This window comes from Streptomyces sp. NPDC001822 (assembly GCF_042892135.1).
GTDB lineage: Bacteria > Actinomycetota > Actinomycetes > Streptomycetales > Streptomycetaceae > Streptomyces.
Genome location: NZ_JBIATW010000004.1, coordinates 128,904 through 142,619, shown reverse-complemented (window position 1 = coordinate 142,619; position 13,716 = coordinate 128,904). Strand labels below are relative to the sequence as shown.

Sequence of the window (13,716 nt, the reverse complement as noted above, 5' to 3'; positions counted from 1 at the left end):
TCGTTGAGAGCAACCTGCATCACGGGGCGCCGAGCGCGTACGTGCGCGCGGCGAGGAATTCGGGGTAGGCGTCGCGGCCCGAGTACGACCAGGGGGCCTCGGTCGCATGGGGGCCGATGCGGTGGAAGAGGGCCGCCGCCTCGGCGGGCCTGCCTTCGCAGATCTTCGCGTGGGCCAGGAAGTTGAGGTCGGCGCGGTGGCGGGGGTGGTCCTCCCGTTCCCATTCGAGCCACCAGTCGAAGGCCGCCTTCATCACCTGCCGGGCGCGGCGGCCGGTCCAGTGGCCGGAGGCGGCCGGGTCGTCCTCCAGGGCTCCGGCGGCGACGAGGACGCGGTAGCGCTCCGCGTGCGCGACGACGGGGAGGACCGCGAGCGGCGAGTCGGCCGGGGCCTGTTCGGCGGCCCAGGCCGCGAAGTCGTACACCTCGTGGAGCGGGTCGCTCTCGGGGCGCGCCTCGGCGATGCCCGCGGTCATGAGGTGGTGGGCCTGGTGGTGTTCGGGGTGGCGGGCGCGGATCTCCTCGAAGTACCGGGCGACCGTCTCCTGGGTGCCATGAGTGCGCTCCAGCGCCATCAGCCCGAGCCACGGGGTGGGATCGGCCGGGTCCAGCGCCGCGGCGGTGCGGCAGGCCTCGCGGGCCCGGTCGCGCTCGTCGGCCCCGGCCCTGGGCCGCTGGGCGCGCGCCACGGCGGCGCAGGCGAGCAGCGTGGCCGCGTCGGCGCTGTCCGGTTCGGCGAGCAGCCAGTCACCGGCCCACCCGGCGGCGGACGGAACGGCGGCGAGGGTGAGCATGCGGTGGCCCCTGTGGTCCCAGTCGGTGCCCGTGGCGACGAGCAGGGAGCGGGCCCGGGTCCATCGGCCCTGGGCGAACTGACCGCGCACTTCGATGAGTTCGCCGTCGTCGAGCGCCGGGTCGAAGGTGTGGTCCGAGCGCCCGCCCCTGCGGCGGGCGCGGCCCAGGGGTGGCGGAGGCGGAGACATCCGCGGGGTTCCTTTTCCACTTCGACATGGCACGGCACATATCGATGCTGTGTGCGAGCAAACGATCGCGGACAGCAAAGCGGTAGGCAACGCTTCAAGTCAAGCGGCAGCCTGTCCCAACTACGCTTGATTAAGAAGCAGTTGGCGTCCGGACGGGTTGGACCGGTCCTTTCGTGCAGTTCGCGCCCCGGTCAGGGAAGTGACGGGTGGGGGTGAGGTGACGCGTGCCACACTGCCGCCATGGAGAACCGTGAACCGCTGAAGCCCTTCCTCCTCGCCTTTCCCGGCCCCCTGCGCGACCGGCTGGTGGCGGCGGTGCTCTCCGGCGCGAAGGTATCGACCTCCGGCCTGCTCGCCGAGTACGAGGCGGAGAAGGAGGAGCTGCCACCCGTCGGCGAACGGTCCGCGCTCATCGACTCCGCCGGGCGGGAGGTCGCCGTCGTCGAACTGACGGAGGTCCGGGTCCTGCCCCTGGGGTCGGTCGACGAACGGCACGTACGGGACGAAGGAGAAGGACACACCTCGGTGGCGGAGTGGCGGGCGGCGCACGAGGAGTTCTGGCACGGCGACGAGATGCGGGAGGCCCTCGGGGACCCGCTGTTCACCGTGGACGACGCCACGATGATCGTGGCCGAGCGGTTCCGGGTGGTGGAGCGGCTGCTGTGACGGGCAGCCGGACCGGTGTGACGGGCAGCCGTGGTCCGGACGCCCGCCACACCGGTCCAGGCGGTGCGAAGCCGCCGCGCGACGGGGGGACGCGGAGCGCCCGTCACACGGTTCGTCAGCCGACGGCCTCGGCGGCCGCGCGGCCGGCGGCACGGCCTGAGAAGATGCAGCCGCCCAGGAACGTCCCCTCCAGCGACCGGTAGCCGTGCACCCCGCCGCCGCCGAAGCCGGCCGCCTCTCCCGCCGCGTACACCCCGGGCAGCGGGGCGCCGTCCTCGGCGAGGACCCGGGAGGACAGGTCGGTCTCCAGTCCGCCCAGCGACTTGCGGGTCAGGATGTTGAGCCGGACGGCGATCAGCGGACCGGCGGCCGGGTCGAGGATGCGGTGCGGCTTCGCGGTGCGGATCAGCTTGTCGCCCAGGTAGGAGCGGGCACCGTTGATCGCCGTGATCTGCAGGTCCTTGGTGAAGGGATTGGCGATCTCGCGGTCGCGGGCGGTGATCTCGCGCCGCAGGTCGTCCTCGTCGATCAGGCCCTCGCCGGTGAGGGCGTTCATGCCCCGTACGAGCGCGCCGAGGTCCTTCTCCACGACGAAGTCGGCGCCCTTGTCCATGAAGGCCCGCACCGGCGCGGGGACGTCGGCACGCGCCCTGCCGATCACACCGCGGACGGACTTGCCCGTGAGGTCGGGGTTCTGCTCGGAGCCCGAGAGGGCGAACTCCTTGCCGATGATCTTCTGGTCGAGGACGAACCAGGTGTAGCCGTGCCCGGACCGCATGATGTGTTCGAGGGTGCCCAGCGTGTCGAAGCCCGGGAAGAGCGGCACCGGCAGGCGCTTGCCGCGGGCGTCCAGCCAGAGCGAGGACGGGCCGGGCAGGATCCGGATGCCGTGCTTGCCCCAGATCGGGTCCCAGTTCTCGATGCCCTCGGTGTAGTGCCACATGCGGTCGCGGTTGATGTGGCGGGCGCCCGCCTTCTCCGCGATGCCCAGCATCAGCCCGTCGACGTGGGCGGGGACCCCGGAGAGCATCTTCTCCGGCGGGGTACCCAGCCGCTCGGGCCACTGGGAGCGCACGAGGTCGTGGTTCCCGCCGATGCCTCCGGAGGTGACGATCACGGCCTGGGCCCGCAGCTCGAAGGCCCCCGCGACCTCGCGGCTGCTCGCGGTGCCCCGCTCGGCGCCGCTGTCCGCGAGGATCTCACCGGTGACGGTGTCAACCGCTCCGGCGGAGCGGCCGAGCCCGGTCACCCGGTGGCGGAAGCGCGGCCGGACGAGGCCCTTGGCGATGCCCTCGCGGACCCGCCGCTCGAAGGGCGCGACGACCCCCGGACCGGTGCCCCAGGTGATGTGGAAGCGGGGTACGGAGTTGCCGTGCCCCGTGGCGTCGTAGCCGCCGCGCTCCGCCCAGCCGACGACGGGGAAGAAGCGCAGCCCCTGGGCGTGCAGCCAGGACCGCTTCTCCCCCGCGGCGAAGTCCACGTACGCCTCGGCCCACCGCCGCGGCCAGTCGTCCTCCTCGCGGTCGAAGCCCGCCGTGCCGTACCAGTCCTGCAGGGCCAGCTCCCGGCTGTCCTTGATCCGCATGCGGCGCTGCTCGGGCGAGTCGACGAGGAAGAGCCCGCCGAAGGACCAGTGCGCCTGCCCGCCGATGGACTGCTCGGGCTCCTGGTCGAGGAGGATGACGGTGCGGCCCGCGTCGACGAGCTCGGCGGTGGCGACGAGCCCCGCCAGTCCTGCCCCGATCACGATCACATCAGCGTCGTACGCCATGGGTTCCATCCTTCGGGGCTGTGCGGGGCGGGAGGCGGGGCGAAGTTACTTGTGGGTCAGATCTTCTGTACGTGCCGCGCCCGCGTCAACCGTCCGGTCGACGCCGGCTTCACGTCTCCGATACAGCCGCAGGGCTATCGTCGGACCGTGTCCTTGCTGGTGATCGCCCTTTCCGTGGCTGCGGCGTGCTGTGCGGGCTTCGGTTTCGTCCTGCAGCAGGACGCGGCCCGCCACGCGCCGCCGAGCGATTTCCTCTCGCCCCGGCTGCTGCTGGACCTGATGAGGGTGCCGAGCTGGCTGGCCGGCATCGGCCTGATGATCTGCGGCATGGTCCTGGGGGCACTGGCGCTCGGGCGGGGCGAGGTGTCGGTCGTCGAACCGCTGCTGGCCACCAATCTGCTCTTCGCGCTCGCCCTCTCGCGCTTCCTCACCGGACAGCGTCTCGGCCGCCAGGGCTGGGGCGGTCTCTGGCTGCTGGCCGGCGGCGTCACCGCGTTCCTGCTGGCCGGCCAGCCGCGCGGCGGCGAGGCGGTGACGGAACCGCTCCGGCACTGGCTGGTGATCGGTCTGGTGGTCGGGCTCGCGCTGGCCCTGACCGCCTTCGCCAGACACCCGCGCATGCCGTGGACCCCCACGCTGCTGGGCCTGGCGGGGGGTCTGCTGTACGGGCTCCAGGACGCCCTGACCCGGGTCTGCGTCCTGCGGCTGGAGGAGGGCGGGTGGGCGGCGCTGTTCACGGGCTGGCAGCCGTACGCCCTCGTCGTGCTGGGTGTGACCAGCCTGATCCTCGTCCAGAGCGCGTTCGAGGCGGGCCCGCTGCGGATGTCTCTGCCGGCGCTGACCGCGGCCCAGCCGCTGGCCGGGATCGTCTGCGGGATCGGCTTCCTCGGCGACCAGGTGCGCACCGACACCGGGGCGCTGGCCTGGCAGGCCGCGGGGCTGGCGGCGATCGTGGCCGGGATCGTGCTGCTGGGGCTGCACCCGGCCATGCCGGCGGGGAAGGAGAAGCACGGTTCCACGGCCGCCGACCGGTTGATGTTGGATGGAAGGCATGAATCCGGCTGACGAGCTACTGGACATCGTCGACGAGAACGACGAGGTCGTCGGACAGGCGACACGCGGTGAGGCGACCGCGCGCGGGCTGCGCCACCGCTGCGTCTTCATCGAGGCGCGGGACGGCGCGGGCCGCCTGTTCGTGCACCGCAGAACGGCGACGAAGCTCGTCTTCCCCTCGCACTACGACATGTTCGTCGGCGGCGTCGTCGGCGCCGGCGAGTCCTACGACGCGGCCGCGCTGCGTGAGGCCGAGGAGGAGCTGGGGGTGTCGGGGCTCCCCCGCCCGACACCGCTGTTCAGGTTCCTCTACGAGGGCGACGGGCACAGCTGGTGGTCGTACGTGTACGAGGTGCGCTGCGAACTGCCCGTATTGCCGCAGCGCGAGGAGGTCGCCTGGCACACCTTCCTGACGGACTCGGAGCTGTCGGAGCGGCTGTCCGGCTGGACCTGGGTGCCGGACGGGCTGGAGACGTACCACCGGCTGCGGGCCTTCCGGGCGGGCTCGCCGGGCGCGCGCGGGTGAGCGGCTTCGTGCGGGGGCTGCGGCTGTGGTTCGCGCCGGAGCGGATCCGCGAGGAGGGGGACACACCGGACTACCGCTTCTCCCTGGCCAACGAGCGCACCTTCCTGGCCTGGATCCGGACCGCACTCGCACTGATCGGCGGCGGTTTCGCGGTCGACCAGTTCCTGCCGGACCTGGCATGGGGCGTCCGGGCGGGCCTCGCCCTCGGGCTGCTCGCGGCGGGGGTGCTCTGCGCGCTCCGGGCGGTGGACCACTGGGTGAGGTGCGAACGGGCCATGCGGCGCGGCGAGGATCTGCCCGCATCACGCTTCCCCGCGCTGCTGAGCCTGGTCGTCGCCGTGGTGGCGGTCGCGATGGTGGTGGTCGTCCTGTTCGGCTGGGAGGGCCGGTGACCGGACCGCCGCGCGATCCGGGTCTCCAGCCGGAACGGACGCGGCTCGCATGGCGGCGCACCACGCTGGCGTGCACCGTGGTGGGTCTGCTGGCGGGCCGGCAGGCCCTGCACGGCGGGGCGCGGCCGGCCGGTGTGCTCGCGGTGGCGCTGAGTCTGGCGGCCTGGCTGGGCTTCCTCGCGGTGGCACACCGCCGGGTCACGGGCATGGGCAGCGCACGGCCCGTCCCCCTGTCGCCGCGCCAGGCGCTGACGGCGGCCGGGTGCACCGTCGCGCTCGCGGTGTTCGGCGTCGCCACGCTCCTCTGACCGGCCGCACGTCCGGGCCACCGGCCCTCGACGGCGCCCGGCGGACCGCCAGGGGCCGGCCGGCACCCGGCACGGGGAGCCGGAGATCACGTGGCCGATTCCGGGCGGACACTGGACGACATACCGACTGGTCGGCATCATGGTGCCGATCGTTCAACCGCCCCGGAGGTGCGCACCATGAGCCCAGTCCACCCGCCAGGTCTCGACCTGGACCTGCTGCGCGGCCATCTCGACCGTGAGCGGCCGGGGCTGGCCGGCGGGCCGCTCGACGCACGGGTCGTCGAGGGCGGACGCTCGAACCTCACCTACGTCGTCACCGACGGCTCCGGGCAGTGGGTCGTGCGCAGGCCGCCGCTGGGTCACGTCCTCGCCACCGCCCACGACATGAAGCGCGAGCACCGGGTGATCAGCGCTCTGCACCCGACGGCGGTCCCGGTGCCGAGGCCGCTCCTGCTCTGCGAGGACGACTCGGTCATCGGCGCGCCCTTCTACGTCATGGAGTACGTCGAGGGGACGCCGTACCGCACCGCCGAGCAGCTCGCCCCACTCGGCGCGGAACGCACCCGCGCCGTGGTCCTGGGGCTCGTCGACACCCTGGTCGACCTGCACGCGGTGGATCCCGCGAGCGTCGGCCTGGGCGGCTTCGGGCGCCCGGACGGCTTCCTCGACCGGCAGCTGCGGCGCTGGGGGAAGCAGCTGGACGCGTCCCGCAACCGCGAACTCCCCGGCATCGACGAGCTGCACGCCTCGCTCGGCCGGGAGCTCCCCGCCTCCGCCGCCCCCACCGTCGTGCACGGCGACTACCGCCTGGACAACGTGCTGATCGGCGACGACGACCGCATCAAGGCCGTGCTGGACTGGGAGATGTCGACGCTCGGCGACCCGCTGACGGATCTCGGCCTGCTGGTGATGTACAGCTCCGACCTGGACCTGCCCGAGTCACCGGTCTCCACGACCAGCGGAGCGGCGGGCCACCCCGGCCCCGCCGAGCTGATCGCGCGCTATGCGGAGCGCTCCGGCCGTGACACCTCCGCCATCTCCTGGTACACGGCGTTCGCGTGGTTCAAGCTCGCCGTGATCCTCGAGGGCATCCACTACCGCTACACGCTGGGCCAGACGGTCGGTGCGGGCTTCGACCGCATCGGCGACCTGGTCCCCGTCTTCATCGCGCACGGCCTCACCACCCTCCAGGAAGGCTGACCACACCGTGGACTTCGCATTCGACGCCCGTACCGAGGAGCTGCGCACCCGGCTGCTCGCGTTCATGGACGAGCACGTGTACCCCGCCGAGGAGGTCGCCGAGGAGCAGCGCGCACGGCTCGCCTCGCCGTGGGACACCCCCCGGATCGTCGAGGACCTCAAGGCGGAGGCGCGCAGGCGGGGCCTGTGGAACCTCTTCCTCCCGGACGCGGAGTACGGCGCCGGGCTGACGAACCTCCAGTACGCCCCGCTCGCCGAGATCACCGGCCGCAGCCCTCATCTGGCACCGACGGCGCTGAACTGCGCGGCCCCGGACACCGGGAACATGGAGGTGCTCTCCCAGTTCGGATCGGACGCGCAGAAGAAGCAGTGGCTGGAGCCGCTGCTGGCCGGGGAGATCCGCTCGGCGTTCGCGATGACGGAGCCGGAGGTGGCTTCCTCGGACGCCACGAACATCGAGACGCGGATCGCACGCGACGGCGACTCCTATGTGATCAACGGGCGCAAGTGGTACATCTCCGGGGCGATGAACCCGGACTGCGCGGTCTTCATCGTGATGGGCAAGACGGACCCGGACGGCGAGGACATCCGCCGCCAGCAGTCGATGGTCCTCGTCCCGCGCGACACCCCGGGCCTGGAGGTCCGGCGGGCGATGCGGGTGTACGGCTACGAGGACCATTCGCACGGAGGCCACGCCGAGGTCGTGTTCACGGACGTCCGCGTGCCGGTCTCGAACCTGGTCGGCGAGGAGGGCGGCGGCTTCGCCATCGCCCAGGCCCGACTGGGTCCCGGCCGTATCCACCACTGCATGCGGCTGATCGGGATGGCCGAGCGCGCGATCGAGCTGATGTGCAGGCGGGCCGTCGCCCGCAACGCCTTCGGCAAGCCGCTCGCACAGCAGGGCGTCGTCCAGAACTGGATCGCGGACGCCCGGGTGACGGTGGAGCAGCTGCGGCTGCTGGTGCTGAAGACGGCCTGGCTGATGGACACGGTGGGCAACCGCGGGGCGCACACCGAGATCCAGTCGATCAAGATCGCCACCCCGCGCGCGGTCTGCGACATCCTCGACCGGGCGGTCCAGCTGTACGGCGCCGGGGGTGTCAGCCAGGACTTTCCGCTGGCCGAACTCTGGGCCTCGGCGCGGACGCTGCGGCTGGCGGACGGCCCCGACGAGGTGCACCAGCGGTCGCTGGCGCGGCGGGAGATCAAGAAGTACCTCTGAACCGGTGGGGGAGGCGCCCGTGGAGCGCCTCCCCCTCGGGTCAGAAGGTGAGCTGCCAGCTGTCGATGTAACCCGTGTCCTGCGCGGCGACATCCCTGACCTGGAGCTTCCAGGTGCCGTTGGCGACCTCGCTCGACGCGTTGACCGTGTACGTCGCGATCACGTTGTCGGCGGAGTCGCTGCTGCTGGAGTTCTTCAGCCGGTAGGCCGTGCCGTCGGGGGCGAGGAGGTCGACGACGAGGTCACCGCGGTAGGTGTGCTTGATGTCCACACCGACCTTCAGCGCGGACGGGGCGTTGCCCGTGCGCCCGGTCACCGCGACCGGCGAGGTCACCGCGGCGCCGTTGTCGGGCACGTTGAAGTTGGCGGCGTTGCTGAAGACCGTCCCGGTCGGCGGGGTGACCGTCCCGGCGGACAGGGTCCACACCGCGTGGGCCACCGCGTCGCTGTTGCGGTCGAGGGCCGTGTCGTTGATGTTCGTCGTCGTGTCGCACGACGAGTGGTAGCAGCGGTCGAAGGACTGGCCGGCCGTGCCGCCCCACTTCTGGGCCTGCGCGCTCGTCTTCGTGTAGTCCGCCCCCGAGAACAGGCCGCCCACCGGGACGCCCGCGCTCTTGAACGGGGCGTGGTCGGAACGCCCGTCGCCCTCGGTCTCGATCTCCGTGGGTATCGACAGACCCGCGTAGTAGTCCTTGAAGGTCTGCTCGATGACCGGGTCGTCGTCGTAGACGAAGTAGCCCGGGTTGGGCGAGCCGATCATGTCGAAGTTGAGGTAGCCGGCGAGCTTGGAACGCTCGGTGGAGGCCAGGTTGTTGACGTAGTACTTCGATCCGACGAGGCCCAGCTCCTCGGCTCCCCACCAGGCGAAGCGCAGGTGCTTGTCGGGCGCGAGCTGTGCCCGGGAGACCGCGAGGGCGGTTTCGAGCACCGCCGCCGATCCGGAACCGTTGTCGTTGATCCCGGCCCCGGAGGTCACCGAGTCGAGGTGCGAGCCGGCCATGAGGACGCTGTTCGGATCACCGCCCGGCCAGTCGGCTATGAGGTTGTAGCCGGTGGCGCCGCCGGAGGTGAACTGCTGGAGCGCGGTGGTGTATCCGGCCGCGTCCAGCTTGGCCTTCACGTAGTCGACGGACGCCTTGTAACCGGTGCGCCCGTGGGCCCGGTTGCCGCCGTTGGCGGTGGCGATCGACTGCAGCTGGGTGAGGTGCGCCTTGACGTTGGCGAGCGGTATGTCGGGGGCGGCCGCGACCTTCGCGGGTGCGGCCTGGACGGCAGGCGCGGCGGTCGCCAGCAGAGCAGCGGCGGCGACCGCAGCGGCGGGCAGGAGTGTGCGTCTGACAGGTCTCATCGAGGGCTCCGGATTCCGTTCGGGGACTGACGGAACGTGCGGGGGGTCCCAGGGCGGTGCACGGCCCTGGACCTGGAGCGGTAGGGCTGGAAGCGCGCCCCCGATGCTCGGGTAGATGACCGAGTACCGTCAAGGGTGGGATTCGGACAGGAGCGTTCGCTGACCGGACACCACATCTCCTGGAGCCGACTCACGCGTGTGCCGGAGCGTCTGACGGCAGGCCACGCGCCGGGGGCGCTCAGCCGTGGTGTTCTGCCTGCTCAGCGCGCTTCACGCGCCGTCGTCAGGCCTCTTGGCGGGGTGCGCCGGTGGCCGCACACTCCGAATGGGCTCGCAGCCGGGCAGCCCCGCCCACGAAGTCCACGTAGCGTGAAACGAGAGGCCCACCATGCTCCCGCTCCGCCTGTCGGCCGCTTCCCTGTCCGCCGCGGCCCTCCTGCTGGCCGCCGCCTCGACCACCGCGGTCGCCCACCCGAACGACGCGAGGACGCACGACACGAAGACGCACACCACCGTGCCGGACATCGCCGGCGGAGGCTTCGAGACGCCCGTCGTCCCTGCTCCGTCCCCCTTCACCACCTACCTCGGCGAACAGGCCGTCGGCCCCTGGACAGCGGGCGGCCACAGCGTGGACCTCACCTCCGACCGCCTGTGGGACGCCGCCGAGGGCAGCCAGTCGCTGGACCTCAACGGCAGCATGTCCGGCAGTGTCTCGCAGGAGATATCGACGCACCCCCTGACCTCGTACGTCGTCAGTTTCCAGCTGGCGGGCAACCCCGCGTGGGCTCCCGCGCTGAAGACGGGTGAACTCAGGGTCGACGGCGTCCCGGTGAAGACGTTCGCCTTCGACATCACGGGCCACGGTTTCCGGAACATGGGCTGGACCCGGCAGACCGCCGTCTTCACCAACCTCCTGAAGAACTCCGTCACCCTCACCTTCGCCGGCACCAGTCCCGGGGTCGGCGGACCCGTCATCGACGACGTGCGGGTCCAGAGCTGTCTGCTGGTGCTCTGTCCGCCCGTCTCCTGATGCCGGATCGCCGGGGACACACGGTCCTGCGGAGCCCGCAGCGCCGACGGCCCGATGACGAGCCCGGCCGGTCAGCAACGCGCGCGCCCGGCTGACCGGGCGGGCGGCCCCTCGTCATGCGCCGGCTTCCGGCGGCGGGGCGGGCACCAGGGGACCTTCAGGGACGCAGCGCCCGCAGCAGCAGGTCCGCCAGGTGGCCGGCGACCTCCTGCTGGGTGAGCGGGCCGTCCGGGCGGTACCACGTGGAGAGGTGGTGCACCGAGCCGAAGTGGTAGTCGACGACCAGGTCGGCCGGGGTCGCGGAGGAGAAGACCCCCGACCGCTGCCCCTCCTCGATCAGCGCCCGGAAGCGCTCGTGGTAGCGGCGGCGTTCGATCCGCACCTGCTTGTTCTTCTCCGGGCTCAGGTGGTGCATGGAGCGGAAGAAGATCGAGGCGTCGTCGAGGTTGTCGATGGTCGTGACGACGACGTCGGCGGCGGCGTCCCTCAGTCGCTCCTCGACGGGCGCCTCGGCGTCGGCGAACGCGTCGAGGCGCTCCTGCTGGAGCCGCAGCACCCGGGCGTAGACCTCCTGGAGGAGGTCCTCCTTGGAGCCGAAGTAGTGGTAAAGGGCGCCCTTGGTGACCCCCGCCGCCTCGACGATCTCCTGGACGGAGGTGCGGTCGTAGCCGCGCTCCGCGAAGAGGCGGGTGGCGGCGGCCAGCAGCCTCTGGGGGACGGGCACACCGTCCCCGTCCGTCGCCTTGGCCATTGCCGCCACCTGCCCTCTCGTACCGCGCGTGAACCGTTCTACCGGGGGGAACGCAGTTCCCGCCTCAGGATCTTCCCACTCGCCGTCTTGGGAAGTTCGGTCAGGATCTCCACTTCGCGGGGGTACTTGTACGCGGCCAGCCGCTCCTTGCAGTACGCGCCGAGCTCGGCGCCGTCCGCCACGGCTCCCGGGCGCAGGCTGACGTAGGCCCGGACCGTCTCGCCGCGGTAGGCGTCGGGGACACCCACGACGGCGGCCTCGCGCACGGCCGGGTGGGTGTAGAGGACGTCCTCCACCTCGCGCGGCCAGACCTTGAATCCGGAGGCGTTGATCATGTCCTTCTTGCGGTCGACGACGTACAGCCAGCCCGCGGAGTCCATGAAGCCGATGTCGCCGGTGCGCAGTTCCCCGCCGGGGAAGGCCGCCTCGGTGGCCTCGGGCAGGTTCCAGTAGCCGGAGACGACCTGCGGACCGCGTACGGCGATCTCGCCCTGCTCGCCGAACGGGACGTCGTCGCCCTTCTCGTCGATGATCCGCACCAGCGTGTCGGGCCCGGGGACGCCGACCGACAGGGTTCCGGACACGGGGTCTACGGGCGCCTCGTGCTCCGGTGGCACGGAGGCGCAGGGCGCGGTGCACTCGGTGAGCCCGTAGCCGTTGCGGATGTACGGGCCGAAGCCCTCGCGGAACTTCTCGACCAGCGCCGGCGGCAGGGGGGCGCCGCCGGAGGAGATCACCTGGAACGAGGCGAAGTGCTCCCGGGTGACGTCCGGGTGAGCCGCGAGCGCCATGAAGGCGGTCGAGGGGCCCACGGTGTAGGCGGGGCGGTGCTCGGCGAAGGCCTCCAGGACGACGCCGGCCTCGAAGCGATAGGCGAGGACCAGGGTTCCGGCGTTCGCGATGCAGGCGGCGAGCTGGCACACCATGCCCGTGATGTGGAAGAGCGGTGCGAGGGCGAAGTAGGCCGAACCCTCGGCGATGGGGTGGCCGGCGCGCTGCCGCTCCGCGTTGACCATGATGTTGCCGTGGGAGTTCATGGCGCCCTTGGGGGTGCCGCTCGTCCCGGACGTGTAGCTGATCAGGGCGGTGTCGGCGGCGGTGAGTTCCCGGTCCGCGGGGGCGGCGAGGCCCCGGCGGGCCACGTCCAGCAGGTCGTCGGCCCAGTCGTCCGGGCCGGGCGCGGGCATCCGCTCGACGTTCAGGACGCGCGGGTCGTCGGCCGACTGGAGGTCGAGCTCGCAGGCGGTGACCGCGATCCGCACGGCCGGGGCGGCCTCGGCCGTGGCCCGCAGGTAGGACGCCCAGGCCCGGTCGGAGCAGATCAGCGCGGCGGCCTGCGCGTCCTTCAGCACGTGCCCGACCTCGCCGGACTTGTACATCGGGTTCAGCGGCACGACCGTCGCTCCGGCCTTCCAGGCGCCGAGCAGGGCGATCACGAAGTGCGGGGTGTTCTGCAGCATGATCGCCACCCGGTCGCCGCGCTCCAGTCCCCCGGCCGCCAGGTGTCCGGCCACGGAGTCCGAGAGCGCGTCGGCCTCGCGGTAGCCGATGCGTCCGTCGAAATAGGCGAGCGCGGTGTGCTCCGGGGCCCGCCCGACGGCGGCGCGGAAGGCGTGCACCACGGTCTCGGCGGGGTGCACGGGGGCCAGCTGGGCCTCGCTGAGCAGTGCCGTCCAGGGCTTCGCCGCGTAGATCGACTCGGTCATGCTCCGGCCTCCTCCCACTTCTGCTGCAGGTGGTTCATGCTCCCGATCCAGTGGTCGGGGTCCTTGGCCCGGGCGCGGTAGTAGCCGGCCACCTCCGGGTGCGGCAGCACCAGGAAGCGGTCCTGCTCCATGGCCTCGAACAGCGCGTCGGCGACCGCTTCCGGTTCGATCGCGGTGGGCGCGAGGACGAGGTCCCCGGCCGATCCGGCGGCCGCGAGCATGTCCGTGCGCACCCCCTGGGGGCAGATCGCGTGGACCTTGACGCCGCGGTGCCGGTAGGTCAGGGAGAGCCATTCGGCGAAGGCGACGGCGCCGTGCTTGGACACGCTGTACGGAGCCGCCCCGATCATCGTGAGCAGACCCGCCGCCGACGCGGTGGAGACGAAACGGCCGCTGCCGCGCTCCAGCCAGTCCGGCAGCAGGGCCTTTGCCGCGCGGACGTGCGCCATCACGTTGACGTCCCAGGCCGCCGCCCACACCTCCTCGTCGGCGAAGGCGTCGCCTCCCGAGGCGAGACCGGCGTTGGCGCAGTAGACGTCCACCGTGCCGCCGAGGGCTTCGCGTGCGGCGTCCACGACCGTGGACGCGTCGCCGGCCACGACGGTGCCGCCGATCTCCTCCGCGAGGGCCTGGACCCGGTCCGCCTTCAGGTCGTTGACGACGACCCGAGCGCCCTCCGCGGCGAATCTGCGGGCCAGGGCGGCTCCGATGCCGCCTCCGGCTCCGGTCACCACTACTCCTGCGCCCTGCACCGTACTCAT

Annotated in this window: 14 protein-coding genes; 8 read left to right on the top strand and 6 right to left on the bottom strand. The window is 72.1% G+C overall.

Annotation, left to right across the window (positions count from 1 at the left end; translation table 11 throughout):
• Positions 1-19: 19 nt before the first annotated feature.
• Entirely contained in the window at positions 20-982 is a 963-nt protein-coding gene (locus tag ACFYY2_RS11420; protein WP_388740383.1) for a hypothetical protein, read from the bottom strand.
• A 240-nt stretch (positions 983-1,222) separates the two neighbouring features.
• Here ACFYY2_RS11420 and ACFYY2_RS11415 point away from each other — a divergent pair, with 240 nt between their 5' ends.
• Positions 1,223-1,648 carry an ASCH domain-containing protein gene (locus tag ACFYY2_RS11415; protein ID WP_388740381.1) on the top strand — a complete coding sequence of 142 codons (426 nt, stop codon included), beginning with the start codon at positions 1,223-1,225 and terminating at the stop codon, positions 1,646-1,648.
• 115 nt (positions 1,649-1,763) lie between these two features.
• Here the strand turns inward: ACFYY2_RS11415 and ACFYY2_RS11410 are convergent, their stop codons facing one another.
• A complete protein-coding gene (locus ACFYY2_RS11410) occupies positions 1,764-3,419 on the bottom strand; it encodes an FAD-binding dehydrogenase (protein WP_388740379.1) in 1,656 nt (551 codons plus the stop codon).
• Between the two features lie 147 nt (positions 3,420-3,566).
• On the opposite strand from ACFYY2_RS11410, the gene ACFYY2_RS11405 reads away from it, so the two are divergent.
• The 6 genes from ACFYY2_RS11405 to ACFYY2_RS11380 all read left to right on the top strand — a co-directional run bounded on the left by ACFYY2_RS11405 (position 3,567) and on the right by ACFYY2_RS11380 (position 8,120).
• Positions 3,567-4,484 carry a DMT family transporter gene (locus ACFYY2_RS11405; RefSeq protein WP_388740377.1) on the top strand — a complete coding sequence of 306 codons (918 nt, stop codon included), beginning with the start codon at positions 3,567-3,569 and terminating at the stop codon, positions 4,482-4,484.
• Positions 4,471-4,998: an NUDIX hydrolase gene (locus ACFYY2_RS11400; protein ID WP_388740375.1), complete on the top strand. Its 528-nt coding sequence runs from the start codon at positions 4,471-4,473 to the stop codon at positions 4,996-4,998. Before ACFYY2_RS11405 ends, ACFYY2_RS11400 begins: the two co-directional genes overlap by 14 nt.
• Complete coding sequence (locus tag ACFYY2_RS11395; RefSeq protein WP_327120225.1) at positions 4,995-5,390, top strand: DUF202 domain-containing protein; 396 nt, start codon at positions 4,995-4,997, stop codon at positions 5,388-5,390. Before ACFYY2_RS11400 ends, ACFYY2_RS11395 begins: the two co-directional genes overlap by 4 nt.
• On the top strand, positions 5,387-5,698 hold the full coding sequence (locus ACFYY2_RS11390; protein WP_388740372.1) for a DUF202 domain-containing protein: 312 nt from the start codon (positions 5,387-5,389) through the stop codon (positions 5,696-5,698). Before ACFYY2_RS11395 ends, ACFYY2_RS11390 begins: the two co-directional genes overlap by 4 nt.
• A 177-nt stretch (positions 5,699-5,875) precedes the next feature.
• The gene (locus ACFYY2_RS11385) at positions 5,876-6,898 is read left to right on the top strand and encodes a phosphotransferase family protein (RefSeq protein WP_388740370.1); all 1,023 of its coding nucleotides are present in this window, start codon (positions 5,876-5,878) and stop codon (positions 6,896-6,898) included.
• 7 nt (positions 6,899-6,905) lie between these two features.
• Complete coding sequence (locus ACFYY2_RS11380; RefSeq protein WP_388740367.1) at positions 6,906-8,120, top strand: acyl-CoA dehydrogenase family protein; 1,215 nt, start codon at positions 6,906-6,908, stop codon at positions 8,118-8,120.
• A gap of 40 nt (positions 8,121-8,160) precedes the next feature.
• On the opposite strand, the gene ACFYY2_RS11375 is transcribed toward ACFYY2_RS11380, so the two are convergent.
• The gene (locus tag ACFYY2_RS11375) at positions 8,161-9,468 is read right to left on the bottom strand and encodes a M28 family metallopeptidase (protein ID WP_388740365.1); all 1,308 of its coding nucleotides are present in this window, start codon (positions 9,466-9,468) and stop codon (positions 8,161-8,163) included.
• A 388-nt stretch (positions 9,469-9,856) separates the two neighbouring features.
• Between ACFYY2_RS11375 and ACFYY2_RS11370 the strand changes: the two genes are divergently transcribed.
• The gene (locus ACFYY2_RS11370; protein ID WP_388740362.1) at positions 9,857-10,498 is read left to right on the top strand and encodes a DUF642 domain-containing protein; all 642 of its coding nucleotides are present in this window, start codon (positions 9,857-9,859) and stop codon (positions 10,496-10,498) included.
• Positions 10,499-10,655: 157 nt separating this feature from the next.
• Here the strand turns inward: ACFYY2_RS11370 and ACFYY2_RS11365 are convergent, their stop codons facing one another.
• The 3 genes from ACFYY2_RS11365 to ACFYY2_RS11355 are packed head-to-tail and all read right to left on the bottom strand — an operon-like array spanning position 10,656 to position 13,716.
• Positions 10,656-11,249 (bottom strand): TetR/AcrR family transcriptional regulator, encoded by a 594-nt coding sequence (locus ACFYY2_RS11365; RefSeq protein ID WP_388740359.1) that lies wholly within the window; start codon positions 11,247-11,249, stop codon positions 10,656-10,658.
• A gap of 38 nt (positions 11,250-11,287) precedes the next feature.
• Positions 11,288-12,955 (bottom strand): AMP-binding protein, encoded by a 1,668-nt coding sequence (locus ACFYY2_RS11360; RefSeq protein ID WP_388740357.1) that lies wholly within the window; start codon positions 12,953-12,955, stop codon positions 11,288-11,290.
• Positions 12,952-13,716, bottom strand: coding sequence for an SDR family oxidoreductase (locus tag ACFYY2_RS11355; RefSeq protein ID WP_388740355.1), 765 nt, complete (start codon positions 13,714-13,716; stop codon positions 12,952-12,954). The genes ACFYY2_RS11360 and ACFYY2_RS11355 overlap by 4 nt, the downstream gene beginning before the upstream one ends.